The sequence below is a fragment of the Streptomyces sp. TRM70350 genome, assembly GCF_019219825.1.
Lineage (GTDB): Bacteria > Actinomycetota > Actinomycetes > Streptomycetales > Streptomycetaceae > Streptomyces.
In genome coordinates this window covers 255,569-280,798 of the sequence record NZ_JAHUXH010000002.1, presented here as the reverse complement: position 1 = coordinate 280,798, position 25,230 = coordinate 255,569, and the positions used below count along the sequence as shown (strand labels likewise).

23 protein-coding genes and 1 pseudogene are annotated in these 25,230 nt (G+C 71.5%); 9 read left to right on the top strand and 15 right to left on the bottom strand.

Going from position 1 to position 25,230, the window contains the following annotated elements:
- The first annotated feature begins 21 nt into the window (after positions 1 to 21).
- Positions 22 to 799 (top strand): annotated as a pseudogene (locus KWI83_RS04650) (helix-turn-helix domain-containing protein).
- 15 nt (positions 800 to 814) lie between these two features.
- Here the strand turns inward: KWI83_RS04650 and pyk are convergent.
- Together pyk and KWI83_RS04640 are read right to left on the bottom strand one after the other, a co-directional pair.
- Positions 815 to 2,242, bottom strand: coding sequence for a pyruvate kinase (pyk, locus tag KWI83_RS04645; protein WP_218512970.1), 1,428 nt, complete (start codon positions 2,240 to 2,242; stop codon positions 815 to 817).
- Positions 2,243 to 2,435: 193 nt separating this feature from the next.
- The gene (locus KWI83_RS04640; RefSeq protein ID WP_218512969.1) at positions 2,436 to 3,191 is read right to left on the bottom strand and encodes an SIMPL domain-containing protein; all 756 of its coding nucleotides are present in this window, start codon (positions 3,189 to 3,191) and stop codon (positions 2,436 to 2,438) included.
- Between the two features lie 158 nt (positions 3,192 to 3,349).
- On the opposite strand from KWI83_RS04640, the gene KWI83_RS04635 reads away from it, so the two are divergent.
- Positions 3,350 to 5,146: a bifunctional UDP-sugar hydrolase/5'-nucleotidase gene (locus KWI83_RS04635; RefSeq protein ID WP_218512968.1), complete on the top strand. Its 1,797-nt coding sequence runs from the start codon at positions 3,350 to 3,352 to the stop codon at positions 5,144 to 5,146.
- A gap of 13 nt (positions 5,147 to 5,159) precedes the next feature.
- Here KWI83_RS04635 and KWI83_RS04630 read toward each other — a convergent pair whose 3' ends face one another.
- The 7 genes from KWI83_RS04630 to KWI83_RS04600 all read right to left on the bottom strand — a co-directional run bounded on the left by KWI83_RS04630 (position 5,160) and on the right by KWI83_RS04600 (position 13,110).
- Positions 5,160 to 6,635 (bottom strand): lysine N(6)-hydroxylase/L-ornithine N(5)-oxygenase family protein, encoded by a 1,476-nt coding sequence (locus KWI83_RS04630; protein WP_218512967.1) that lies wholly within the window; start codon positions 6,633 to 6,635, stop codon positions 5,160 to 5,162.
- Complete coding sequence (locus KWI83_RS04625; RefSeq protein ID WP_218512966.1) at positions 6,632 to 7,990, bottom strand: aminotransferase class V-fold PLP-dependent enzyme; 1,359 nt, start codon at positions 7,988 to 7,990, stop codon at positions 6,632 to 6,634. Before KWI83_RS04625 ends, KWI83_RS04630 begins: the two co-directional genes overlap by 4 nt.
- 210 nt (positions 7,991 to 8,200) lie before the next feature.
- Positions 8,201 to 10,681, bottom strand: coding sequence for an aminopeptidase N (pepN, locus tag KWI83_RS04620; protein ID WP_218512965.1), 2,481 nt, complete (start codon positions 10,679 to 10,681; stop codon positions 8,201 to 8,203).
- Between the two features lie 60 nt (positions 10,682 to 10,741).
- A complete protein-coding gene (locus KWI83_RS04615; RefSeq protein WP_218512964.1) occupies positions 10,742 to 11,260 on the bottom strand; it encodes a two-component system response regulator in 519 nt (172 codons plus the stop codon).
- A 136-nt stretch (positions 11,261 to 11,396) separates the two neighbouring features.
- Positions 11,397 to 11,747 (bottom strand): chorismate mutase, encoded by a 351-nt coding sequence (locus KWI83_RS04610; protein ID WP_218512963.1) that lies wholly within the window; start codon positions 11,745 to 11,747, stop codon positions 11,397 to 11,399.
- Between the two features lie 42 nt (positions 11,748 to 11,789).
- Positions 11,790 to 12,236, bottom strand: a complete 447-nt coding sequence (locus tag KWI83_RS04605; RefSeq protein WP_218512962.1) for a GNAT family N-acetyltransferase — start codon at positions 12,234 to 12,236, stop codon at positions 11,790 to 11,792.
- Positions 12,237 to 12,315: 79 nt separating this feature from the next.
- Positions 12,316 to 13,110, bottom strand: coding sequence for a trypsin-like serine protease (locus KWI83_RS04600; protein WP_256361757.1), 795 nt, complete (start codon positions 13,108 to 13,110; stop codon positions 12,316 to 12,318).
- A 164-nt stretch (positions 13,111 to 13,274) separates the two neighbouring features.
- On the opposite strand from KWI83_RS04600, the gene KWI83_RS04595 reads away from it, so the two are divergent.
- Positions 13,275 to 14,171 carry a hypothetical protein gene (locus KWI83_RS04595; protein WP_218512960.1) on the top strand — a complete coding sequence of 299 codons (897 nt, stop codon included), beginning with the start codon at positions 13,275 to 13,277 and terminating at the stop codon, positions 14,169 to 14,171.
- A gap of 121 nt (positions 14,172 to 14,292) precedes the next feature.
- Here KWI83_RS04595 and KWI83_RS04590 read toward each other — a convergent pair whose 3' ends face one another.
- Both KWI83_RS04590 and KWI83_RS04585 read right to left on the bottom strand, forming a co-directional pair.
- Positions 14,293 to 15,204 (bottom strand): SDR family oxidoreductase, encoded by a 912-nt coding sequence (locus tag KWI83_RS04590; RefSeq protein WP_218512959.1) that lies wholly within the window; start codon positions 15,202 to 15,204, stop codon positions 14,293 to 14,295.
- A 1-nt stretch (position 15,205) separates the two neighbouring features.
- Positions 15,206 to 15,982 carry an SDR family oxidoreductase gene (locus tag KWI83_RS04585; RefSeq protein WP_308121984.1) on the bottom strand — a complete coding sequence of 259 codons (777 nt, stop codon included), beginning with the start codon at positions 15,980 to 15,982 and terminating at the stop codon, positions 15,206 to 15,208.
- Positions 15,983 to 16,069: 87 nt separating this feature from the next.
- On the opposite strand from KWI83_RS04585, the gene KWI83_RS04580 reads away from it, so the two are divergent.
- Genes KWI83_RS04580 through KWI83_RS04565 form a run of 4 tightly spaced genes read left to right on the top strand, consistent with a single transcriptional unit; the run spans position 16,070 to position 19,525 of the window.
- Positions 16,070 to 16,816 (top strand): enoyl-CoA hydratase family protein, encoded by a 747-nt coding sequence (locus KWI83_RS04580; RefSeq protein ID WP_218512958.1) that lies wholly within the window; start codon positions 16,070 to 16,072, stop codon positions 16,814 to 16,816.
- Entirely contained in the window at positions 16,813 to 17,688 is an 876-nt protein-coding gene (locus KWI83_RS04575; RefSeq protein ID WP_218512957.1) for a CoA transferase subunit A, read from the top strand. The genes KWI83_RS04580 and KWI83_RS04575 overlap by 4 nt, the downstream gene beginning before the upstream one ends.
- 32 nt (positions 17,689 to 17,720) lie before the next feature.
- A complete protein-coding gene (locus tag KWI83_RS04570; RefSeq protein ID WP_218512956.1) occupies positions 17,721 to 18,467 on the top strand; it encodes a CoA-transferase subunit beta in 747 nt (248 codons plus the stop codon).
- Entirely contained in the window at positions 18,467 to 19,525 is a 1,059-nt protein-coding gene (locus KWI83_RS04565) for a nitronate monooxygenase family protein (protein ID WP_218512955.1), read from the top strand. The genes KWI83_RS04570 and KWI83_RS04565 overlap by 1 nt, the downstream gene beginning before the upstream one ends.
- Here KWI83_RS04565 and KWI83_RS04560 read toward each other — a convergent pair.
- From KWI83_RS04560 to KWI83_RS04550, 3 genes are read right to left on the bottom strand one after another with little or no spacing between them, the layout of a single operon-like run.
- A complete protein-coding gene (locus KWI83_RS04560; RefSeq protein WP_218513223.1) occupies positions 19,509 to 20,666 on the bottom strand; it encodes an acetyl-CoA C-acetyltransferase in 1,158 nt (385 codons plus the stop codon). The two genes, KWI83_RS04565 and KWI83_RS04560, sit on opposite strands and share 17 nt — an antisense overlap.
- Before the next feature lie 35 nt (positions 20,667 to 20,701).
- Positions 20,702 to 21,316, bottom strand: coding sequence for a TetR/AcrR family transcriptional regulator (locus tag KWI83_RS04555; RefSeq protein WP_218512954.1), 615 nt, complete (start codon positions 21,314 to 21,316; stop codon positions 20,702 to 20,704).
- Between the two features lie 16 nt (positions 21,317 to 21,332).
- A complete protein-coding gene (locus tag KWI83_RS04550) occupies positions 21,333 to 22,121 on the bottom strand; it encodes an SDR family oxidoreductase (protein ID WP_218512953.1) in 789 nt (262 codons plus the stop codon).
- Between the two features lie 118 nt (positions 22,122 to 22,239).
- Here KWI83_RS04550 and KWI83_RS04545 point away from each other — a divergent pair, with 118 nt between their 5' ends.
- Positions 22,240 to 23,379, top strand: coding sequence for an acyl-CoA dehydrogenase family protein (locus tag KWI83_RS04545; RefSeq protein WP_218512952.1), 1,140 nt, complete (start codon positions 22,240 to 22,242; stop codon positions 23,377 to 23,379).
- Positions 23,379 to 24,332 (top strand): acyl-CoA dehydrogenase family protein, encoded by a 954-nt coding sequence (locus KWI83_RS04540; protein ID WP_218512951.1) that lies wholly within the window; start codon positions 23,379 to 23,381, stop codon positions 24,330 to 24,332. The genes KWI83_RS04545 and KWI83_RS04540 overlap by 1 nt, the downstream gene beginning before the upstream one ends.
- 32 nt (positions 24,333 to 24,364) lie before the next feature.
- On the opposite strand, the gene KWI83_RS04535 is transcribed toward KWI83_RS04540, so the two are convergent.
- A complete protein-coding gene (locus KWI83_RS04535) occupies positions 24,365 to 25,090 on the bottom strand; it encodes a VWA domain-containing protein (protein WP_218512950.1) in 726 nt (241 codons plus the stop codon).
- Between the last annotated feature and the right edge of the window lie 140 nt (positions 25,091 to 25,230).

Below are 25,230 nucleotides of genomic sequence, written 5' to 3'. Positions count from 1 at the left end.
TGTGTAACGCAGGGTGGCTGCATGGAACAGAACAGCCCTTCGATCCGTGCACACGCTGTCGCGCTCATGCGTCAAGGTGTCCCCAACCGCGTAGTCGCGGAACAGCTCAATGTTCCGCGCGGTACCGTCGGCTGGTGGCGCAGCGAGGACCGTAAGGCCCGCGGCGAGACGTACGAACAGCCAACGGACTGCCCCAAAGCACAGACCGCGAGTTCGACACAGCCGCATACGCCTATCTGCTCGGCCTCTATCTCGGCGATGGCCACATCGTCTCGAAGACCAAGCAGCACCACCTCTCCGTCTTCTGCAACGCAGAACAGACTGGCCTGATCTCTGCCGCTGAAGACGCGATGCGCAAAGTGATGCCGCTCCCCAGTGTCAGGCGGCGCTACAAACCTGGCTGTGTCGAGGTGAAGTCGTACACGAAGCACTGGACCTGCATGTTCCCTCAGCATGGCCCCGGCAAGAAGCACGAGCGCACCATCACCCTGAAGCCCTGGCAGCAAGCCATCGTCGACGCACACCCCTGGGAACTCATCCGCGGCCTCATCCACTCGGACGGCTGCCTAATCACCAACTGGACGACTCGTACGGTCGCCGGTGAGCCCAAGCGCTACGAATACCCCCGGTACTTCTTCACCAACACGTCGACCGACATCGTCCAGCTCTCACTGACACCCTCGACAAGGTCGGCATCGAGTGGAAGACGCTGAACCAGAGCCGCGCAGCGGTCACCGTCTCCGTCGCCCGCAAAGCCTCCGTAGCCCTCACGGACACCCACGTAGGCCCCAAGCACTGACAGCCGGCCCCCCGCCTACGACGTCTTCCCAATGTGATGCACCCGCACCATGTTCGTCGTCCCCGGCATCCCGGGAGGCGAGCCCGCCGTGATGACGACCGTGTCGCCGGGTTCGCAGCGGCCGTACTGGGTCAGGAGGTCGTCGACCTGGGCCACCATCGCGTCCGTCGAGTTCACGTGCGGACCGAGGAACGTCTCGACACCCCACGTCAGGCTCAGCTGGGAGCGCGTCGCGGGCTCCGGGGTGAAGGCCAGGAGCGGGATCGGGGAGCGGTAGCGGGACAGGCGGCGGGCCGTGTCGCCGGACTGGGTGAACGCCACCAGGAACTTGGCGCCCAGGAAGTCGCCCATCTCCGCCGCCGCCCGGGCGACCGCGCCGCCCTGCGTGCGGGGCTTGTTGCGCTCGGTCAGGGGCGAGAGCCCCTTGGCGAGGAGGTCCTCCTCCGCCGCCTCGACGATCTTCGCCATCGTCCGGACGGTCTCCACGGCGTACTTCCCGACGCTCGTCTCGCCCGACAGCATCACCGCGTCCGTGCCGTCGATGACGGCGTTGGCGACATCGCTGGCCTCGGCGCGCGTCGGCCGGGAGTTCTCGATCATGGAGTCCAGCATCTGCGTCGCGACGATCACCGGCTTGGCGTTCCGCTTGGCCAGCTTGATCGCGCGCTTCTGGACGATCGGAACCTGTTCGAGCGGCATCTCCACGCCCAGGTCGCCGCGCGCGACCATGATGCCGTCGAACGCCGCCACGATGTCGTCGATGGCGTCGACGGCCTGCGGCTTCTCCACCTTGGCGATCACCGGGAGGCGGCGCCCCTCCTCGTCCATGATGCGGTGGACGTCCTCGATGTCCCGGCCGCTGCGGACGAAGGAGAGGGCGATGACGTCGAAGCCGGTGCGCAGGGCCCAGCGCAGGTCGGCCTCGTCCTTCTCGGAGAGCGCGGGGACGGAGACCGCGACACCGGGGAGGTTCAGCCCCTTGTTGTCGGAGACCATGCCGCCCTCGACGACCGTGGTGTGGACGCGGGGTCCGTCGACCTCGGTGACCTCCAGGCACACCTTGCCGTCGTCGACGAGGATGCGCTCGCCGGGGGTGACGTCGCCGGCGAGGCCTTGGTACGTCGTCCCGCACGACTGCCGGTCGCCCTTGGCGCCCTCTTCGACGGTGATGGTGAAGGTGTCGCCGCGTTCAAGGAGTACAGGCCCTTCGGTGAAGCGGCCGAGCCGGATCTTCGGGCCCTGAAGGTCGGCGAGGAGCCCGACGCTGCGGCCCGTCTCGTCGGAGGCCTTGCGTACGCGCTGATAGCGCTCCTCGTGCTCGGCGTATCCGCCGTGGCTGAGGTTGAATCGGGCGACGTCCATTCCGGCGTCGACCAGGGCCTTGATCTGGTCATACGAGTCGGTGGCGGGGCCCAGAGTACAGACGATCTTTGCTCGGCGCATGGTTCGAGCCTAGGCCTTACCGGCGGGTAGACAATTGGTCGGGCATGACTACTCAACAACCTTTGAGTGAAGGGGTGTTGACAAGTGTTGAATTGTGCGGAGGGGCGCTCTGATGAGCATTCCGTATCTCTCGCGCATTCACCGTCATGCAGGCAGGCAGGCCGAATTTTCGAATTACGGCTGATCCGCTCCTTCAAAGCCGCGGCGGCACCATCGTGAAACGGGCGTTGACCTGGGCGTGGACGTATTGGCGCTGGGGTTCGAGATCGAGGGGTGCCGCGGCCGTGTCCTCGGCGGCGGCCGAATAGGCCACGGAACGCATCCGCTCGCCGGGCGACGCCGGATAGGGCTGCGGGCTCTCGGCGCCGATGTCGGCGAGTTCCACCAGGGCGGAGAGGGTCGTACCGAGCGCCTCGGCATATTCGCGCGCGCGTTGCACCGCCTCGCGGACGGCCTGCCGGCGGGCCGTGCGGTGGGCCGGTGAGTCGGGTCGCAGCGCCCACCAGGGGCCGTCGACGCGGGTGAGGTCGAGGTCGGCGAGGCGGGAGGTGAGTTCACCGAGGGCGGTGAAATCGGTGAGCTCGGCGGTGATGTGGACGATGCCGTGGTAGGTGCGGATGCGTTCGCCGCGGCCGTGCTTGGTGAGTTCCGGGGTGATGGAGAAGGCGCCGGTCTCCAGTCGTTCCACGGCGTCGCCGTAGGACTTGACCAGGTCGAGGGCGGTGGCGTTGCGGCGGGTGAGGTCGTCGAGGGCGGAACGCCGGTCGCGGCCGCGGGCGGTGACGGTGACGCCGATGCGGGCGATCTCGGGGTCGACTTCGAGGCGGGCCTCGCCGCGGACGGCGATGCGGGGCGCGTCGGGGGTGCCGTAGGGGACGGCGGGTGGCTGGGGTTCCTCGGTGGGCGAGGTGGGCGACGTGGGCGACGTGGGTGAGCTGGGTGAGGTCATACGTCCCACTCTGTCACCGCCCGACGGGGTGTGAGCCTGCCCGGTCATCAGATCGCAACGTGCGGGGCCTGTTGGGGGCGGTCATGTCCGGGTCAGAATCTACGCGCGTTGCCACTACGCGCGCTGTCAGTTGTTCGAGGTTGACCCGGGAGAGCTCCATGCCGTTGAACCGCCGGAAGTTCCTGAAGAAGTCCGCCGCGACCGGGGCGGGGGCGGCGATCGCCGGCGCGGCCGCGGCACCGGCGGAGGCGGCGCAGCGGCGCGGGAAGCGTCCCAAGCGGTACTCCTTCACCGTCATGGGCACCACCGACCTGCACGGCCACATCTTCAACTGGGACTACTTCAAGGACGCGGAGTACTCCGACGCCAAGGGCAACGTCCAGGGGCTGGCCCGGATATCGACGCTGGTGAACCAGGTACGCAAGGAGAAGGGCCGCCGCAACACGCTGCTGCTGGACGCGGGTGACACGATCCAGGGCACCCCGCTGACGTACTACTACGCGAAGGTCGACCCGATCACCGCCAAGGGCGGCCCGGTGCACCCGATGGCGCAGGCGATGAACGCCATCGGGTACGACGCGGTGGCGCTCGGCAACCATGAGTTCAACTACGGCATCGAGACGCTGCGCAGGTTCGAGGAGCAGTGCCGCTTCCCGCTGCTCGGCGCCAACGCCGTCGACGCGAGGACGCTGCGGCCCGCCTTCCCGCCGTACTTCATGAAGACGTTCCGGGTGCCGGGCGCCCCGCCGGTGAAGGTGGCTGTGCTCGGGCTGACGAATCCGGGCATCGCGATCTGGGACAAGGCGTATGTGCAGGGCAAGCTGGTCTTCCCGGGTCTTGAGGAGCAGGCGGCCAAGTGGGTGCCGAAGCTGCGGTCGATGGGCGCGGACGTGGTGGTGGTCTCCGCGCACAGCGGATCCTCGGGCACGTCGTCGTACGGCGACCAGTTGCCGTACGTGGAGAACGCCGCCGCCAACGTGGCCCGGCAGGTGCCCGGCATCGACGCGATCCTGGTCGGCCACGCGCATGTGGAGATCGAGGAGCTGCTGGTCACGAACGAGCAGACCGGCACAACGGTCGTCCTGTCCGAACCGCTGTGCTACGCCGAACGGCTGACGCTGTTCGACTTCGAGCTGGTCTTCGACAAGGGCCGGTGGCAGGTCGAGTCGGTCCGGGCGTCGCTGCGGAACTCGAACACGGTCGAGGACGACCCGAGGATCACCAGGCTGCTGTCGGACGAGCACGCGAAGGTGGTGGAGTACGTCAACCAGGTCGTCGGCACCGCGACGGAGACCCTGACGACGGTCGAGGCCCGCTACAAGGACGCCCCGATCATCGACCTGATCACCAAGGTGCAGGAGGACGTGGTCAGGGCGGCCCTGGCGGGCACCGAGTACGCGTCGCTGCCGGTGCTCGCGCAGGCGTCGCCGTTCTCGCGGACGAGCGAGATCCCGGCCGGCGAGGTGACGATCCGGGACCTGTCGAGCCTGTACGTGTACGACAACACGCTGGTCGCCAAGCTGATGACGGGCGCGCAGGTGCGGGCGTACCTGGAGTACTCGGCGGAGTACTTCGTGCAGACGGCGGCCGGCGCGCCGGTCGAGGTGGACAGGCTGACCAACGCGGGCGGCCGCCCAGACTACAACTACGACTACGTGTCGGGGCTGACGTACGAGATCGACATCGCCCGGCCGACCGGTTCGCGGATCAGGAACCTGGCCTTCGACGGCGCCCCGCTGGACGACGCCCGGCAGTTCGTGCTGGCGGTGAACAACTACCGCGCCAACGGCGGCGGCGCGTTCCCGCATGTGGCGTCGGCGCGGGAGCTGTGGTCGGAGTCGACGGAGATCCGTACCCGGATCGCGGAGTGGGTGACCGCGAAGGGTGTGCTGGACCCGAAGGACTTCGCGTCGGTGGACTGGAAGCTCACGCGGGACGGCACGCCGGTGTTCTAGGCCTTCGTCGGCGTCAGGTCCCGTCCCGCAAGGGGGTGAGCGTCCCCGGGTGCCGGGCGGGCGGGACCTGGGAGCGCTGCTGTTCCAGGCCGAAGGTGGTGAACGCGGTACGGTGCGGCAGCGGGTACGGCTCCTTGCCGGTCAGCGTGTTGAGGATGGTGGCGCTGCGCCAGGCGGCGAGGCCGAGGTCGGGGGTGCCGACGCCGTGGGTGTGGAGTGAGGTGTTCTGGACGAAGGCCGCTCCGGTGACCGAGGGGTCGAGGACCAGGCGGAACTCCTCGTCGACGCGTGGGTGTTCGCTGCTGTCGCGGCGCAGATAGGGTTCGAGGCCGGCGAGGAGGCGGGTGAGGGGGCGTTCGCGGTAGCCGGTGGCGAGGACGACGGCGTCGGTGGCGAGCCGGGAGCGGGTGCCCTGCTGGAGGTGTTCCAGATGGAGCTCGATCTTGGTGGTGGCGATCCGGCCGGCGGTGCGGACGGTGACGCCGGGGGTGAGGACGGCGTCGGGCCAGCCGCCGCCCAGGTTGCGCCGGTAGAGCTCGTCGTGGATGGCGGTGATGGTGCCCGCGTCGATGCCCTTGTGGAGCTGCCACTGTGAGGCGACGAGCTGCTCGCGGACCGGCTCGGACAGGGCGTGGAAGTAGCGCGTGTAGTCGGGGGTGAAGTGCTCCAGGCCGAGCTTGGAGTACTCCATGGGCGCGAAGGCCTCGCTGCGGCCGATCCAGTGCAGCCGCTCGCGGCCGGCCGGCCGGTGCCGCAGGAGGTCGAGGAAGACCTCGGCGCCGGACTGGCCCGAGCCGACGACGGTGATGTGCTCGGCGGCGAGCAGGGTGGCGCGGTGGTCGAGGTAGTCGGCGGCGTGGATCACGGGCACGCCGGGTGCGTCGACGAGGGGCCTGAGCGGGTCGGGGACGTAGGGCTCGGTGCCGATGCCGAGGACGATGTTCTTGGTGTAGGTACGGCCGAGTGACTCGGCCTCTGTGTCGGCGTCGAGCCGGGTGAAGTCGACCTCGAAGACGTCGCGTTCGGCGTTCCAGCGGACGGCGTCGACCTGGTGGTGGAAGCGCAGTCCGGGAAGGTTCTCGGCCACCCAGCGGCAGTAGGCGTCGTACTCGGTGCGCTGGATGTGGAAGCGCTCGGCGAAGTAGAAGGGGAAGAGCCGCTCGCGGGTCCTGAGGTAGTTGAGGAAGGACCAGGGGCTGGTGGGGTCGGCGAGGGTCACCAGGTCGGCGAGGAACGGGACCTGGACGGTGGTGCCGTCGATGAGCAGGCCGGGGTGCCAGTCGAAGGTGGGGCGCTGTTCGTAGAAGACGGCGTCGAGTTCGGCGAGGGGGTGGGCGAGTGCGGCGAGGGAGAGGTTGAACGGGCCGATGCCGATGCCGACCAGGTCGCGGGGGGCGTGGGGTTCGTGGGGGGCCGGGTGGGTCGCGGGGGACGGGCTCGGGTGGGGGGTGGTCTGTGGCGTGGTCGGCGGGTTCGTCGGGCGGGTCATCGGGGGGTGTGTCCTTCCACCAGTGTCAGGAGGGCGGCCAGGTGGTCTGGCCCGGTGTGGGGGTTGAGGAGGGTGGCCTTGAGCCAGAGCCGGCCGTTCAGCCGGGCACGACCGAGGACCGCGCGGCCGGCGCGGAGGAGTCTTCGGCGTACGGCGGTCACGGCGTCGTCCGGGGCACCGGCGGGCCGGAACAGGACCGTGCTGATGGTGGGCCGGTCGTACAGCTCGAAGCCCGGGTGCGCGGCTATCAGCCGGGCCAGCTCATCGGCGCGCTCGCACACCTGGTCGACGAGCGCCCCGAGCCCGCTCAGGCCCAGGCTCCGCAGCGTGACGGCGATCTTGAGGATGTCCGGGCGGCGGGTCGTGTGCAGGGAGCGGCCCAGCAGGTCGGGGAAACCGGCCTCGGTGTCGTCGTCGGCGTTGAGGTAGTCGGCGCGCTGGTGCAGGGCGGCGAGGTCGCGGGCGTTTCGGACGGTGAGCAGGCCGGCGGCGATCGGCTGCCAGCCCAGTTTGTGCAGGTCGAGGGTGACGGTGTCGGCGGCGTCGAGCCCGGTGAGCCGGTGGCGGTGGCGCTCGCTGAACAGCAGCCCGCCGCCGTAGGCGGCGTCGATGTGCAGTCGGGCCCCGTGGGCGCGGCACAGGGCGGCGATCTCGGGCAGCGGGTCGATCAGCCCGGCGTCGGTGGTGCCCGCGGTGGCGGCGACGAGCCGGGGGCCGGGCAGGTCGGTGAGGGCCTCGTCGAGGGCGGCCGGGTCGAGGGTGCCGGCCGGGGCGGGGACGGTGACGGGTTCGGGCAGGCCGAGCAGCCAGGCGGCGCGTGTGAGCGAGTGGTGGGCGGTGGCCGCGGTGACCAGGTGCACGCGGCCGCCGTGTGCCTCGCGGGCGAGCAGCAGGGCGAGTTGGTTGGACTCGGTGCCGCCGGTGGTGACGAGGCAGTCGGCCGCCCCGGTCGTCTCGGCGAGCGCCCGCGTGACCAGGGCTTCCAGGGCGGAGGCGGCCGGGGCCTGGTCCCAGGAGTCCAGGGAGGGGTTGAGGGCGCTGGCGGCGAGGTCGGCGGCGGTGGCGAGGGCGAGGGGTGGGCCGTGCAGATGGCCGGCGCACAGCGGGTCGGCCGGGTCGGCGGCGCCCTCGGCGAGCGCGTGCACGAGGGCGCGCAGGGCGTCCGGGTCGCCCTCGTCCGGCAGTACGTCCCCCAGCGCGTCCCGCATCCGCGCGGTCACCGCCTCCGGGCCACCCGCCGGGAGCGGGCCGCCCCGTGCCCGGCCGCCGGCGTCCAGCGCGTCGAGCACGGTGTCGAGCAGCGGCCGCAGGGCCCCGGGGCCTTCGGGGCCTGAGGCGAGGGGCGGCGTGGGCATGTACCCAGCTTGTACGCGGAGGGGGCGACGCGCCCGAAACGTGCGGGTGGAACGACCCGAAGGGGGTAATGAGCGGGGCGTTTGCCGGTTCGTCGGCGTGGGTGCGGGCGTCGCTGGGGGCTGCCCGCCCCCAGGCCCCGCTTCGGCCCTGGACGGGCCTCGTCCTCGAACGCCGGACGGGCTGAGGGATGCCGTCCGGGCGTCGAGAGGTCAGGCCCCCCGCACCCGCAGCGCCCGTGCCAGGTCGTCCAGTTGGTCGACCAGCTTCCGGCGCAGCGCCGGTGTCGGCTCCGCGTCGCGCAGGCACTCCTCGCCCAGCCTCAGGGTCTCGGTGTCGACGGCGTGGGCGGGGAAGGCCCACCTGCCGGCGGCCTCGGCCATGGCGGGGCCGCGGCGGGCGGCCAGGGCGACGGCGTCCTCGTAGTAGCGCGGCACGTACGCACGGACCAGCTCGGCCTGTTCGGGCTGCCAGAAGCCCTGGGCGGTGGCTGTGAACAGGTAGTTGGACAGCTCGTCGTGCGCGAACATCGCCTCCCAGGCCGACTGCTTGGCCCGCGGGTCGGGCAGGGCGGCGCGGCAGCGGGCGGCGCCCTCCTGGCCGGTGGCGCTGGGGTCGCGGTCGAGTTCGGCGGCGATGGCGGTGTCGTCCGTGGCGCCGAGGACGGCGAGGCGGCCGAGGATGCGCCAGCGCAGCTCGGGGTCGAGCTCGGGTCCGCCGGGGACGATGCCGTCGGCGAGCCAGGCGGCGATGGTGTCGGGGTGGGCGGCGACGTCGATGAAGTGGCGTACGGCGAGCAGGCGCAGGCCGGGGTTGTCGCCGTCCTCGGTGCGGCGCAGCAGGTCGCGGCAGAGGGCGGAGAGGATGCTCAGCGCGGCGGGGCGCTCCTCGGGGGTGAGGTAGCGGTCGGTGATCTGGCTGGTGGCGAAGCCGAGGACGCCCTGGACGAGGGCGAGGTCGGTTTCGTGCGGGAGGTGGGTGCGGGCGGTGTCCAGGTAGGCGGTGGGCGGGAGTTCGGCGTCGCGGACGGCGTCCCTGAGGGCGTTCCACACAACGGCGCGGGTGAGGGGGTCGGGCAGGCCGGACAGTTCCTCGCGCACGGTCTGGAAGGACCGCGGGTCGAAGCGGACCTTGGCGTAGGTGAGGTCGCCGTCGTTGAGGAGGAGCAGGGCGGGGCGCTTGCCGATGGGGTGGCCGTCCGGGTGCGGGACGTCGAGGTCGAGGCGTGCACGCAGGGTGAGGCGGCCCTCGTCGCCGAGGTCCTGGTCGTAGAGGCCGACGGCGATGCGGTGCGGGCGGCTGCCGGTGTGGTCGACGGTGAGGGTGCAGGTGCCGTTGTCGCCGGTGGTGATGCGGGGGGTGAGGGTGTCGACGCCGGTGGTGCGCAGCCAGGCCTCGGCCCAGGCGTGCACGTCGCGGTCGGTGGTGGCGGCGAGGGAGTCGATGAAGTCGGCGAGGGTGGCGTTGCCGAACCTGTGCCGGGTGAAGTGGGTGTTGATGCCGGCGAGGAAGTCCTTCTCGCCGAGCCAGGTGACGAGCTGGCGCAGGGCGGAGGCGCCCTTGGCGTAGGAGATGCCGTCGAAGTTGAGCAGGGCGGAGGCGGTGTCGGGGACGGACTCGGGGGCGACGGGGTGGGTGGAGGGGCGCTGGTCGGCGTCGTAGCCCGAGCCCTTGCGGGCGACGCCGAACTCGGTCCAGGTGCCGGTGAAGCGGGTGGCCTCGCTGAGGGTCTGGTAGCCCATGTACTCGGCGAAGGACTCGTTCAGCCAGATGTCGTCCCACCACTTGAGGGTGACGAGGTCGCCGAACCACATGTGGGCCATCTCGTGGGCGATGACCATCGCGCGGGTCTGTCGCTCGGTGTCGGTGACGGCGGAGCGGTAGACGAACTCGTCGCGGAAGGTGACCAGTCCAGGGTTCTCCATGGCGCCCGCGTTGAACTCCGGGACGAAGGCCTGGTCGTAGGAGTCGAAGGGGTAGGGCTCCTCAAACTTCTCGTGGTACCGGTCGTAGCAGGCGCGCGTGATGGCGAGGATCTCGTCGGCGTCCGCGTCCAGGTAGGGGGCGAGGGAGCGGCGGCAGTGGATGCCGAAGGGCAGGCCGCGGTGCTCGGTGCGCACCGAGTGCCAGGGGCCCGCGGCGACGGCGACGAGGTAGGTGGGGATCAGCGGCGTCGGCGCGGCCTTCCATACGCCGTCCGTGGGTGCGGTGACGCTGTTGGCGAGGACGGTCCAGCCCTCGGGTGCCGTGACCGACAGCTCGAAGACGGCCTTCAGGTCGGGCTGGTCGAAGGCGGCGAAGACGCGCTGGACGTCGTCCAGGAACAGCTGGGTGTAGACGTATGTCTCGCCGTCGGTGGGGTCGGTGAAGCGGTGCATGCCCTCGCCGGTGCGGGAGTAGCGCATGGCGGCGTCGACGCGCAGCTCGTGGTCGCCCGCGGTGAGGTTCTTCAGGGGCAGGCGGTTGCCGTCGAGGGTCTCGGGGTCGAGGGACTGTCCGTCCAGGGTGACCGAGCGCAGTTCGGCGGGCTTCAGCTCGACGAAGGTGTCTGCGTCCGTGCGCGCGGTGAACCCGATCACCGTACGGGAGTCGAAGGTGTCGTCGCCGGTGGTGAGATCGAGATCGATCGTGTAGTGGCGGACGTCGATGAGCTGGGCACGGGTCTGCGCTTCGTCGCGCGTGAGTACGGACATGGATCACATGCTGCCTGATGCCACCGACAACGGGACAGGGGCGGGCGGTTTCGCGGGGCCCTACGTGCGGTCCTGCGCCCGCGTCGGCCCGCGCCGGTCGCGCTGCACGGGCAGGCGTGCGCCCGGCTTGTCCGGTTGCGTCTCCGTCTCGATCAGGGCGCGCAGTTCGCGGACCTCGCGCTCCAGGGCCTGGTGGCGCTGGTGGGCGTCGTACAGGTAGCGGACCTTGGTGCGCAGCGCCCAGGGGTCGACGGGTTTCATGAGGAGGTCGGCGACGCCCAGTTGGAAGGCGGTGGAGGTCAGTTCGTGGTCCGGGCCGTAGCCGGTGAGCAGGACGACCGGGATGTGCTGGGTCTGTTCCAGGCGGCGCAGGTAGCGCACCACGTCCAGGCCGCTGACGCCGGGCATGCGCACATCGAGCAGCAGCAGGCCGACCTGGCCGCGCAGCACCCGCTTCAGGGCCTCGTCGCCGCTGGTGGCGCGGCCCAGGTCGTAGCCGAGCGGGGCCAGGGCGCTCTCCAGTGCGTACAGCGTGTCCTCGTGGTCGTCGACGATGAGGATCTTGGTGTCCGACCCCATGCCCGAACTCCCTCCGGCGTGGACAACCAGAGTATGCGAGGCGTTGACGGTCGGTGGTCGCCGGTTGACGATCAGTACGCGGCGTGGCCTTCCCGCCCGGGCCGCGCCGCCCCCGTGCCGGCCGGGTTCGCCGAGGTCAGTCGGCTGCGGGCGAGGTGCCGTTCACGGTGTCCTCGGCGATGCGCTCGTGGTGCCTGATCACTTCGCCGATGATGAAATTGAGGAACTTCTCAGCGAATCCGGGGTCGAGCTTGGCGCTTTCGGCGAGGGTGCGCAGCCGGTCGATCTGCCGTGCCTCGCGGGCCGGGTCGGCGGGCGGCAGCCGGTGCAGGGCCTTGAGGCGGCCGACCTGCTGGGTGCATTTGAAGCGCTCGGCGAGCATGTGGACGACGGCCGCGTCGATGTTGTCGATGCTCTCGCGCAGCCGGGTGAGTTCCTCGCGCACGGCCGGGTCGACGTCATCGGTGGTGGTGTTGCTGGTGGTCATGGGCGCCCACCCTACGCGGCCGGTGGCTGTTGCCGGATGCTCTCAGGATCCGATGACCTTGTGCAGGTACACGTCCGCGTGCCCGCCGGGAACGCCCGGCAGGCGCCCCGCCTCACGGAAGCCGAGCTTGCGGTAGAAGCCCGGGGCCTGGAAGGTGTACGAGGAGACGATCATGTCCGTGCAGCCGCGCCGTACGGCTTCCTCCTCGGCGGCCCGCATCAGCTTGCTGCCCCATCCGGTGTGCCGCCGGTCTCCCCGCACCCACAGCATCTCCACGCCGCACAGGCCGCCCCAGACCCACCCGGTCAGTCCGCCGAGCAGTGCGCCGTCGGCGGCGGTGACCCGGACGCTGAACTCGTCGGGTTCCCCGGCGCCGGTCGCCGCCGCGTTGAACGCGGTCAGCTCCTCGTCGAGGCGCTGCTCCAGGTCGTCGTCCTTGCCGCCGACCTGGAGGGTCGCGGCGTCCGCGGAGTGCTGTTCGGTGGTCACGTCCGGGATTCTGCCGGCGGGCAAACCCGCCGACGACGGGTTTTCCGGCCCCGTGGGTGACCCGGCCGACGCCGCCGCCCTACAGCGCGTTCGCCGCCCGGGCTATGTCCTTCGCGAAGTGGCTGACCTCGGTGTACACGCCCGGGACACCGGTGCGGGCGCAGCCGTCGCCCCAGCTGACGATGCCGACCTGGATCCACTTGCCGGCGTCGTCCTTGCGGAACATGGGGCCGCCGGAGTCGCCCTGGCAGGTGTCGACGCCGCCGCTCGGGTGGCCGGCGCACAGCTCCTCCTTGGCCATCAGCCGGTTGCCGTAGTGCCACTTGCACGCACGGTCGGTGACGAACGGCACCGTGGCCTTCTGCAGCGTGGTGGTGCCGGTGCCCGCGCCCTCCCGGGTGTCGCCCCAGCCGGCGATGGTGAAGGTGCCGCGGTTGTAGCGGTTGGTGGTGGCGATCTTCAGCGTGGGCTTGTCGATGGGCCGGGCCAGCTTGATCAGCGCCCAGTCCTTGCCCGTGCCGTTGTAGCCCGGCGCCACCTTGACCTTGGTCGACTTGACCTTGATCGCGGCGGGGGAGTTGAGATCGGCGACGCCCGCGGTGACGGTGATGCGGTTGGTGTTGCCGGAGCCCTCCACGCAGTGGGCTGCGGTCAGGACGACGTCCTTCTTGTAGAGCGCGCCGCCGCAGCCCATCGAGAGGTGGACCATGAACGGGAACTCGTTCTGCACGGCGGGCTTTCCGCCGATCACGCGCGTGTCCGCGGCCTGCGCGCTGACCGGCTGGAGGCCGGCGACCGCGAGAGCGACGGCTGCGGCCGCCGCGGCTCTCCTGGCCAGGGACAGACCGGTTCTCGTCGTCGCGTTGGGGGTCAACGTACTTCCCTTCGTGGGGGATTGGGCGGCTGGCCAGTATGAAGATCGGACAGCGTCCATGACAAGGACTGATCTCACGCCCCCACGGCGCAACCCGCCGAGCGAAATTCCGCTCTCCCCCTCGTACAGTGGAATCGGGTTCAAGGCGTCTTGGGGGTAAGGGCGTGGCGAACGACGGACCGGTCGAGCACGGCTACCCACACCTGGAGACGGTGCGGGCCGCCATCACCGCGCTGTACAAGCGGCTGTCGTACGACACCATCCAGACGTTCTCGACCAGCGTGCCCCCGGCCGACGTGGCGTTCTGCGACACCGACGACCTCTACCTGGGCGCCCAGCGCGTGGCCCGCGAGTTGGTCCGGCACTACCGGCTGCCGGACGCCCGCGTGATCGTCAGCTTCCGCGAGATGCACCACGCGGCGAACGTCGAACTCACCGCAGGACCCGAGTACTTCGTGGAGCTGAACGACCGCTTCCGCACCCACCGCCGGGACATCGGCGCGGCGCTCGCGCACGAGATCATGCACGTCTATCTGCACCGCCTGGACCTGTCGTTCCCCGGCACCCGCGACAACGAGATCCTCACGGACACGGCGACGACGTACCTGGGCGCCGGCTGGCTGCTGCTCGACGCCTACCGGGAGGACTCGGACTCCAGCCAGAAGCTCGGCTATCTGACCCCCGAGGAGTTCGGGTACGTCCTCGCCAAGCGCGCCCTGGTGTTCGGCGAGGACCCGTCGATCTGGTTCACCAGCCCGCAGGCGTACACGGCGTATGTGAAGGGCATGACCCTGGCCCGCCGCGACGAGCAGCAGCCCCCGCTCACCGCGGCGGGCTGGGCGGGCCGCCGCCGCTACGCCCGCGACCGCCGCCACGCGCAGAGCCAGCACGTCCTGGTGAGCGCACCGGGTACGCCGTACGCCTTCACCCCCGACGCCCGCGGCCCGCTGCGGGTGTCGTTCCCCTGCCCCACGTGCCACCAGCGGATCAGGGTGCCGGTGCGGGGGCGGATGCGGGCGCGGTGCGCGCTGTGCCGGACGGTGCTGGAGTGCGATACGTAGGCTTGCCGCGGGACGGGCTGGAGACCGTGCCGCCGAGCCGGAAGTCGATCCCGGTGAAGCCGAGGGAGGGGCACGTGACGCTCACGCCTGACTGCCGTACACCGGGCCGGGCACGTATCGCTCAGGTCTGACTGCCGTACACAGACCCGGGCACGTCGGATCCGGCCAGCAAGCCTCGTACCACCTCGTCCAGTTCCGCCACGCCCCACCGCGCCCCTTTGTCCACGGTTGGCCCCGCCCGCCACCCCTCCATCACGGTGACACGGCCCCCCTCCGCCTCGAACACCCGGCCGGTGACGCCCGCGCTCGCGGCGGACCCGAGCCAGACGACCAGCGGCGAGACGTTCTCCGGGGCCATGGCGTCGAATCCGCTGCCCGGCGCCGCCATGGCCTCGGCGAATGTCCGCTCCGTCATCCGGGTACGCGCCGCCGGGGCGATGGCGTTGACCTGGACGCCGTACCGCCGGAGTTCGGCCGCCGCGACCAAGGTGAGCCCTACGATCCCGGCCTTGGCGGCGCTGTAGTTGCCCTGCCCGACCGAGCCGAGCAGTCCGGCCCCGCTGCTGGTGTTGACGATCCGGGCCTGCGGTGTGCGGCCCGCCTTGGCCTCGGCCCGCCAGTGCGCGGCGGCGTGTCTCAGCGGCAGGAAGTGGCCCTTGAGGTGGACGCGCAGGACGGCGTCCCAGTCGTCCTCGTCGAGGTTGACGAGCATCCGGTCGCGCAGGAAGCCGGCGTTGTTGACGAGCGTGTCGAGGCGGCCGTACGCCTCCAGCGCGGCGCCGATCAGGGAGGCGGCGCCCTCGGTGGTGGCGATGTCGCCGGCGTGGGCGACGGCCTCGCCGCCCGCCGCGCGGATCTCGTCGGCCACGCGGGCGGCCGGGCTGTCGGCGCCGGGCTGGCCGTCGAGGCCGACACCGAGGTCGTTGACGACGACCCGTGCCCCCTCGGCGGCGAAGGCGAGCGCGTGCGCCCGTCCGAGCCCCCGGCCGCCCCCGGTGACGACGACGACCCGTCCCTCGCAAGTGCGGCTCATGTCACCCCTCCTTGTGGGCGGTCGCGGCGGCCAGGAACGCGGGGCGCTCGCCGCCGCCGTGCACGTGCAGACTGGCTCCGCTGATGTACGAGGCGGCGTCGGACGCGAGGAACACGGCGGCCGCCCCGACGTCGGCCGGTGTGGCGAGCCGCCCGAGCGGGACCGTGCGGGAGACGGCCGCGACGCCGTCCTCGCCGCCGTAGTGCAGGGGGGACAGCTCGGTGTGGACCATGCCGACGACGAGGGTGTTCACGCGGACGTGGGGCGCCCACTCCACCGCCATGGAGCGGGCGAGGTGCTCCAGACCGGCCTTGGCGGCGCCGTACGCGGCCGACCCGGGTGACGGGCGGCCCCCGCTGACACTGCCGATCATCACCACGCAGCCCCGCGCCCGTCGCAACGGCTCGTACGCGGCGAGCGACGCGGTCAGCGGAGCCACGAGGTTGAGCTCGACGACGCGGGCGTGCCGCTCGGCGTCGGCCTCGGTCAGCAGCCGGTACGGCGTGCCTCCGGCGTTGTTGACGAGGACGTCCAGCCGGGGCAGCGCGGCGAAGAAGTCCCGTACGGCGGCGGGCTCGCGCAGGTCGAGGGGGACGAACCGGCTGCCCTCGACGGGGACTTCGGGTGGCCGCCGCGCACAGGTGACGACCTCGGCACCGGCCGCGGCGAAGGCGCGAGCGATACCGGCGCCGACCCCTCGGGTGCCGCCGGTGACGACGACGGTCCGGCCGTCGAGCTGTGGAACCGCCGAGTTGTCCACAAGGGCTGCTTTGTCCACAGGGGCTCCCACGCTGAATCGGCGACTGCTAGCTTCGAAGCCTCGAACACCTAACAAATGTTTGGTGGAAAGGTAGCTGATGCGGCCATGGGTGTCTTTACCTCGTCCCCGGAAAACGGGATTTCCGTCGTCACGGTCGACTTCCCGCCGGTGAACGCGCTGCCGGTGCACGGCTGGTACGCCCTGGCCGACGCCGTGCGCGCGGCCGGGCGGAATCCCGACGTGCGCTGTGTCGTGCTGACCGCCGAGGGGCGCGGCTTCAACGCGGGGGTGGACATCAAGGAGATACAGGCGCGGGGCCAGAGCGCCCTGCTGGGCGCCAACTCGGGGTGCGCGGAGGCCTTCGCGGCGGTGTACGAGTGCGAGGTTCCCGTCGTGGCGGCGGTGCGGGGCTTCTGTCTCGGCGGCGGCATCGGGCTGGTCGGCAACGCGGACGCGATCGTGGCGAGCGAGGACGCCACCTTCGGCCTGCCGGAGCTGGACCGGGGCGCGCTCGGCGCGGCCACGCACCTGGCCCGTCTGGTCCCCCAGCACCTCATGCGCGCGCTGTACTACACCTCCCGCACGGCGAGCGCGGCCGAGCTGCACGCGCACGGTTCGGTGTGGCGGGTGGTGCCGCGCGAGGAACTGCGCGGGGCGGCCCTGGAGTTGGCCCGCGAGATCGCCGCCAAGGACGGCGGGCTGCTGCGCCTGGCGAAGGCCGCGATCAACGGCATCGACCCCGTCGACGTGCGCCGCAGCTACCGGTTCGAGCAGGGCTTCACCTTCGAGGCCGCGGTGAGCGGGGTGGCGGACCGGGTGCGGAGCACCTTCGGAAAGGACGTGCCGGAGTGACCGACAAGACGATGACCGCCGACGAGGTGGCCTCCCGCCTGTGGAGCGGCATGACGCTCGGCATCGGCGGCTGGGGCTCGCGTCGCAAGCCGATGGCCCTGGTCAGAGCACTGCTCCGGTCGGAGATCACCGATCTGACGGTCGTGTCGTACGGCGGCCCGGACGTCGGCATGCTCGCCGCCGCCGGCCGGATCCGCAAGCTGGTCGCCGCCTTCGCCACCCTCGACTCCATCCCGCTCGAACCGCACTACCGCGCGGCCCGGGAGCGCGGGGCGTTCGAGCTGATGGAGATCGACGAGGCGATGTTCCTGTGGGGACTGCACGCGGCCGCGAACCGGCTGCCCTTCCTGCCGGTACGGGCCGGGATCGGCTCGGACGTCATGCGGGTCAACCCCGGTCTGCGCACGGTGACGTCGCCGTACGACGACGGGGAGACGTTCGTGGCCATGCCCGCCCTGCGGCTGGACGCGGCGCTGGTCCATGTGAACCGCGCGGACCGGCGGGGCAACGGGCAGTATCTGGGCCCCGACCCGTACTTCGACGACCTGTTCTGCGCGGCGGCCGGGACGGCGTACGTCTCCTGCGAGCGGATCGTGGACACGGCCGGGCTGACGAGGGAGGCGGCACCGCAGACGCTGCTCGTCCCGCGGCACACGGTGACCGGCGTCGTCGAGGCCCCGACCGGCGCCCACTTCACGTCCTGCGCACCCGACTACGCACGGGACGAGGCCTTTCAGCAGCACTACGCCACCACACCCTGGCCGGAGTTCGCCGACCGGTTCCTCGCCGGGGACGAGCACACGTACCGGTCCGCCGTCCGCGCCTGGCACGAGGAGTGCGGGCAGCGCCGCGAGGACGAGGAGCGGCCATGACCCCGGCAACGCCGAGAACACCAGGAGCGGCCATGACCGAGCCGACGACGCCCCCGCCCACCCGTGCCGAGTACTGCGTGCTCGCCTGCGCCGAAGCCTGGCGCGGGGCCGGAGAGATCCTCGCGAGCCCCATGGGCCTGATCCCCTCCCTCGGCGCCCGGCTGGCCCGGCACACCTTCGCGCCGGACCTGCTGCTCACCGACGGCGAGGCGATGCTGGTGGACGCCGACGGCAACCCCGAGGGCTGGCTGCCGTACCACCGGCACCTCACCCTCGTCACCGGCGGCAAACGGCACGTGATGATGGGCGCGAGCCAGATCGACCGCCACGGCAACCAGAACATCTCCTGCGTCGGTGACTGGGCCAAGCCGTCCCGGCAGCTGCTCGGCGTGCGCGGGGCGCCGGTCAACACGCTGAACAACCCGACGAGTTACTGGATCCCCCGGCACTCCCGGCGGGTGTTCGTCGAGCGCGTCGACATGGTGTGCGGAGTCGGCCACGACCGCGCCGCGCGCCATCCGGAAACGGCCCGCTTCCATCGGCTGGCCCGGGTCGTCTCGGACCTCGGCGTCTTCGACTTCGCGACACCGGACCGCTCCATGCGGGTCGCCTCCCTGCATCCGGGGGTGACCGTCGAACAGGTCGGGGAAGCGACCGGCTTCGCGCTGACGATCCCGGCCGAGGTGCCGGAGACCCGTGCCCCCGGCTTCGAGGAACTGCGCCTGATCCGCGAGGTGATCGACCCGGCGAACACCCGGGAACGGGAGGTGCGGTCCTGATGGAGACGGCGCTCACCAGGCTGGTCGGCGTACCGCACCCGATCGTGCAGAGCGGGATGGGCTGGGTGGCGGGCCCCCGCCTGGTCTCGGCGACGGCGAACGCGGGGGCGCTGGGCATCCTGGCGTCGGCCACGATGACGCTCGACCAGTTGCGCGCGGCGATACGGGAGGTCGGGGCGCGGACGACGGCACCGTTCGGGGTCAACCTGCGCGCCGACGCGGCGGACGCCGCCGACCGGGTGCAGATCATGATCGAGGAGGGGGTGCGGGTGGCGTCCTTCGCCCTGGCACCCTCGCGGGAACTGATCGCCGCGCTCAAGGAGTCGGGCGTGGTCGTCATCCCGTCCGTGGGCGCGCGGCGTCATGCCGAGAAGGTCGCGGCGTGGGGCGCGGACGCGGTGATCGTGCAGGGCGGCGAGGGCGGCGGGCACACCGGCGAGGTGGCGACGACGGTGCTGTTGCCGCAGGTGGTGGACGCCGTGGACATCCCGGTCGTGGCGGCGGGCGGCTTCTTCGACGGGCGTGGCCTGGTCGCGGCGCTGGCCTACGGGGCGGCGGGCGTGGCCATGGGGACGCGGTTCCTGCTGACGTCGGACTCGACGGTGCCGGACGCGGTGAAGGGCAGGTATCTGGCGGCGACGGTCCGGGACGTCACGGTCACCACGGCGATCGACGGCCTGCCCCACCGCATGCTGCGCACGGAACTGGTCGACGCCCTGGAGAGATCCGGCCGGACCAGGAGACTCCTGCGGGCCGTCCACCGATCCGCAGGGTTCCGGCGGGTCTCCGGCCTCACCTGGCGCCGGATGCTCCGGGACGGCCTCGCCATGAAGCACGGCAAGGACCTGACCTGGGGCCAGGTCCTGCTGGCCGCGAACACGCCGATGCTGTTGAAGGCGTCCATGGTGGACGGCCGGACGGATCTCGGGGTGATGGCGTCCGGCCAGGTCGCCGGGGTGATCGAGGATCTGCCGTCGTGCGCGGAGCTGGTCGAGCGGACCATGCGGGAAGCAGAGGAGGCACTGACGTCACTCGAACTGCTCAGACCCGCTCGATGATCGTCACGTTCGCCTGTCCCCCGCCCTCGCACATTGTCTGCAGCCCGAACCGGCCACCGGTGCGCTCCAGTTCGTGCACCAGCGTCGTCATCAGTTTCGCGCCGGTCGCGCCGAGCGGGTGCCCCAGGGCGATCGCGCCGCCGTTGACGTTGACCTTCTCGGGGTCGGCGCCGGTCTCCTTCAGCCAGGCCAGGACGACCGGTGCGAAGGCCTCGTTGATCTCGACGAGGTCGATGTCGTCGAGGGTGAGGCCGGTCTTCTTCAGGGCGTGGGCGGTGGCCGGGATGGGAGCGGTCAGCATGCGGATCGGGTCCTCGCCGCGCACCGAGAGGTGGTGGACACGGGCGCGTGGCGTCAGCCCGTGCTCGCGCACCGCCCGCTCGGAGGCCAGCAGCAGCGCCGCCGCCCCGTCGGAGACCTGGGACGAGCAGGCGGCCGTGACCGTGCCGCCGTCGATGACCGGCTTCAGCGCGGCCATCTTCTCCGGCGAGGTGTCCCGCCGCGGCCCCTCGTCGACGGTCACGTCCCCGTACGGCACGGTCTCGCGCGCGAAGCGCCCCTCGTCGATCGCCCGCACCGCCCGCCGGTGCGAGCGCAGCGCGAACTCCTCCTGCTCCGGCCGGCCGATCCCCCACTTCGCGGCGATCATCTCGGCCCCGGCGAACTGGTTGACCGGCCGGTCCCCGTACCGCGCCCGCCAGCCCGCGCTGCCCGCGAACGGCCCCTGCGTGAAGCCCAGCGGCTCGGCGGCCTGCCGGGTGGCGTAGGCGATGGGGATCTGCGACATGTTCTGCACACCTCCGGCGACCACCAGGTCCTGCGTCCCGGACATGACGGCCTGCGCCGCGAAGTGCACGGCCTGCTGCGAGGACCCGCACTGCCGGTCGACGGTCACGCCCGGCACCTCCTCGGGCAGCCCGGCCGCCAGCCAGCAGGTCCGCGCGATGTCGCCGGCCTGCGGCCCCACCGCGTCCAGGCACCCGAAGACGACGTCCTCGACGGCCGCCGGATCCACCCCGGCCCGCGCGACCAGCTCCTTCAGCACATGCGCGCCCAGATCGGCCGGGTGGACCCCGCTGAGTCCTCCCCCACGTCGCCCGACGGGCGTACGGACCGCTTCGACGATGTAGGCCTCGGCCATGACGACTCCCCAGCGAGTTGTACGAGTCATGCGAGCTATGTGCGTACGGCGATCCCGTCCAGCACCATCGACAGGTACTGCCGGGCGATCTCCTCCGGACTGTGCTGCCCGCCCGGCCGGTACCAGGACGCGGCGACCCACACGGTGTCCCGCACGAACCGGTAGGTGAGCCGGACGTCGAGGTCGTCCCGGAAGACCCGGTCGGCGACCCCGCGTTCCAGCGTGGACAGCCACGCTCTTTCGAACTTGCGCTGCGACTCGGCGAGGAACGCGAACCGTTCCTGCGCCGCCAGCTGCCTGGACTCCTTCTGGTAGATCGCGACGGCGGCGCGGTGCCGGTCGATCTCCCGGAACGACTCGGTGACCAGCGCCTCCAGTGTCTCTCTCGGCCCGAGCCCGGCGTCGAGGACGGCGTCGTAGCCGTCCCAGAGCTCGTCGAGGAAGGTGCGCAGGATCTCCTCCAGCATCGACTCCTTGGAGTCGAAGTGGTAGTAGAGGCTGCCCGCGAGCATGCCCGCGTGGTCGGCGATGGTCCGGACGGTCGTGGCGTTGTACCCCTGCTCGGCGAAGACCTCGGCCGCGGTGCGCAGGAGTTCGTGGCGGCGCGCCGGTGCGGAGGCGGTCACCTGGGGGTTCTTCTTGGTCGGCACGGCACCCATTGTGGGCCTACGGATGTTGGCTGCTGACGGAGACGACCTCTCCGGTCAGATACGACGAGTACCCGGACGCCAGGAACACGATCACGTTGGCCACCTCCCAGGGCTGCGCGTACCGCCCGAAGGCCTCGCGCGCGGTGAGCTCGGCGAGCAGCTCGGGCGTGGTCACCTTCGCCAGGTGCGGATGCATGGCGAGGCTGGGCGCGACGGCGTTGACCCGCACCCCGTACTGCGCGGCCTCCACCGCCGCGCACCTGGTCAGTGCCATCACGCCGGCCTTCGCGGCGGCGTAGTGCGCCTGCCCGGCCTGGGCGCGCCAGCCGACGACGGAGGCGTTGTTGACGATCACTCCGCCGTTCCCCGCCTCCTTCATCAACCGCAGCGCCGCCCGCGTACACCGAAAGGTCCCGTTCAGCGTCACGTCGACCACCCGGAACCACTGCTCGTCGGCCATGTCGGTCAGCTCGCGGGTTCCGCCCAGTCCCGCGTTGTTGACGACGATGTCCAGCCGCCCGTGCTCGTGCACGGCCGCCGCGAACAGGTCCCGCACCTGGGTCTCGTCCGTGACGTCACAGGGCACGGCGGCCACCGACCCGGCGAACTCCCGCTCCAGCTCGGCCGCGTACTCCTTCAGCCGCCGCACATGCGCGTCGCTGATCAGCACACGCGCGCCCTCCTCAAGGAACCGGCGCGCGGTCGCCCCGCCGATCCCCGCACCGGCCGCGGCCGTGATGACGGCGGTACGGCCCTTCAGCAGCCCGTGTCCGGGCACATACGCCGGACTCTCGACGCCTGTCATAGGACCACGCTAACCTACCAAACACTTGTTAGGGAAGCTCCGCACCGGACAACGCGCAACAGACACGCGCACCAGACACGCGCAACGGACAACGGGAAGCACACGGGAGGACGCGCCGATGGATCTCGCCTTCGCACCGGAGGAGCACGCCTTCCGCGCCGAGGCCCGGGCCTGGCTCCGCGCGCACGTGCCGCCTGCGCCGCTGCCCTCCCTGGAGACCGAGGAGGGCTTCGCCGCCCACCGCGCGTGGGAGGCCGAACTGGCCGCGGACCGCTGGTCGGTGGTCGACTGGCCGACGGCGTACGGCGGCCGGGACAGCGGGCTCGTCCGGTGGCTGATCTTCGAGGAGGAGTACTACGCGGCCGCCGCCCCCGCCCGTGTCAGCCAGAACGGCATCCACCTCCTCGCCCCCACCCTCTTCGCCCACGGCACCGAGGAGCAGCGAGCGCGCGTCCTGCCTCCCATGGCCTCGGGCCACGCCGTCTGGGCGCAGGCCTGGTCGGAGCCGGAGGCGGGCTCCGATCTCGCGTCGCTGACGTCGAGAGCCGTCCGCACCGACGGCGGCTGGCTGCTGTCCGGCCAGAAGACCTGGTCCTCCCGTGCGCCCTTCGCGGACCGCGCCTTCGGCCTGTTCCGCAGCGAGCAGCACACCGCGAAGCCCCACGAGGGCCTGACGTACCTGATGTTCGACCTGCGCGCCCCCGGCGTCACCGTCCGTCCCATCGCCCGCCTGGACGGCAGACCGGCCTTCGCCGAGATCTTCCTGGACGACGTCTTCGTCCCCGACGAGGACGTCATCGGCGAGCCCGGCCAGGGCTGGCGTGTCGCCATGGCGACAGCGGCCAACGAACGCGGCCTCACGCTCCGCTCCCCCGGCCGCTTCCTGGCCGCCGCCGACCGCCTGCACCGGCTGTGGCGGACTCGAGGAAGCCCGCACGCCACGCGCGCCCGTGTGGCCGACGCCCTCATCGGCGCCCGCGCCTACCAGCTGTTCACCTACGCCGCCGCCTCCCGCTTCCTCGACGGCGAGCCGCTCGGCGCGGAGTCCAGCCTGAACAAGGTGTTCTGGTCCGAGTACGACATCGCGCTGCACGAGACCGCCCTCGACCTCCTCGGGCCGGAGGGCGAGCCGGCGGACACGGCGTGGTCCGAGCCGTACGTCTTCGCCCTGGCCGGCCCGATCTACGCCGGCACCAACGAGATCCAGCGCGACATCATCGCCGAGCGCCTGCTGGGCCTGCCGAAGGGACGCCGCTGATGCGCTTCCTCCTCGACCCCGAACACCGCGCCTTCGCCGCCTCCCTGGACGCCCTGCTCACCTCCGCCGACACGCCCTCGGTCATACGGGGCTGGAGCCGCGGCGACCACTCCGGCGGGCGGGCACTGTGGTCCCGTATCGCCGAGGCGGGCGTGTTCGCGCTGGCCGTACCGGAGGAGTACGACGGACTGGGCGCCCGGCCCGTGGAACTGGCCGTCGCCTTCGTCGAGTTGGGGCGGCACGCGGTACCCGGCCCGCTGGTGGAGACGGTCACGGCGGCCGCGCTGCTCACGGACCCGGCCCTCGCCAAACGCTTCCTGCCGTCCCTCGCGGCAGGCGGGACCATGGTCACGCTGGCGCCGCACGAGTGGTACGCCCTCGACGGCGACGCGGCCGCCGTCCACCTCTCTCTCACGCCCGACGGTCTCCGCCTCTCGCCCGGCCCGGCGACCCCCGCCCGCCCCTCCCTGGACCCGGCCCGCCGCCTCACCCCCCTCCTCCCCGGCGGGGAACTCCTCTCCCCCACCCCGCCCACCGAACAGGCCCTCACCTGGGCGCGCCTGGCCACCGCCGCCCAGGCCCTCGGCGTCGGAGCAGCCCTGCTCGACCGGACCGTCGCGTACGTCCGTCAACGCACCCAGTTCGGCGTTCCCGTCGGCTCGTTCCAGGCCGTCAAGCACCGGCTGGCGGACGCGAAGATCGCCCTGGAGTTCGCCCGCCCGCTCGTCTTCGGAGCGGCACTCACCATGAGCCCCGCCGACGTGGCCGCCGCCAAGGTCACGGCGTGCGAGGCGGCGTACGCCACGGCCCGTACGGCGCTCCAGTTGCACGGCGCGATCGGCTACACGGCGGAGTACGACCTGTCCCTCTGGCTGACCAAGGCCCGCGCTCTGCAGGGCGCCTGGGGCGGCCCGGACGAGTGCCGGGACGTCGTGCTCAGTGCCCGCGCGTGATCTGCCGACTGGCTGTGCGTGTCGGCACGGTCTCAGCCGGGCCGTACGATCCCCCGCTCGCGCGCGGCCGTCAGCCACTGGGGGAACTCCCCCACGAGACGGTCGTACAACTCGGCGTCGGACACCCGCCGTGGGTCCTCCCCCGCGTGGAAGAACCCGGCGTTGTCGACCACCCGCCGGTCCGGCACGGGCAACTCGTCGAGCCTGCGCAGGAAGTCGAACTGCCGGCTGCCCGGATCGCCGAAGCCGACGAACTGCCAGAACAGCGGCAGCTTCGCCGCCTTGCACAGATACCGTTCGGCGGCGAGCTTGTTGATGGGTCCGCCGTCGGTCTGGAAGACGACCAGGGCGGGCTCCCGGGAGCCGCTGTCGAGGTAGTGGTCGATGACGGCGTCCATGGCCAGGTGGTAGCTGGTCTTGCCCATGTGCCCGAGCCCCGCCACGATCCGCTCGATCCGCCCCTGGTGCTCGGCGAGCGCGATGTGCGTCTGCGCGTCGATGTCCGTCGAGAAGAACACCACGGGCACCCGGCCGTCGTCGTCGAGTTGCGCGGACAGCCCGAGCACCCGGTCGGCGAGCGCCTGCACCGTGCCGTCCTTGTAGTACGGCCGCATGGAACCGGAGTAGTCGAGCACGAGGTACACGGCGGCCCGCTGCCCCTCCAGCCCGTGCTGGGCGAGCGAAACCCCGGCGCTCTTGTAGAGGCTGACCAGCGCGGGCGCGGTCTGCTCGACCTTGCTGAGACTGATGGCTGCCACGCGGCCGAGATTACGGCACTCCCGCGCCACCGCGCGTGCCGGCCTGAGAACAAGCGGCGGCGCCTGCCCATTCGGTCCGGTCGGGGACTGGTCGGGCAGGCGCCACCTGGTGTTCCGTACGCCTTTGTACGGGACGTTTG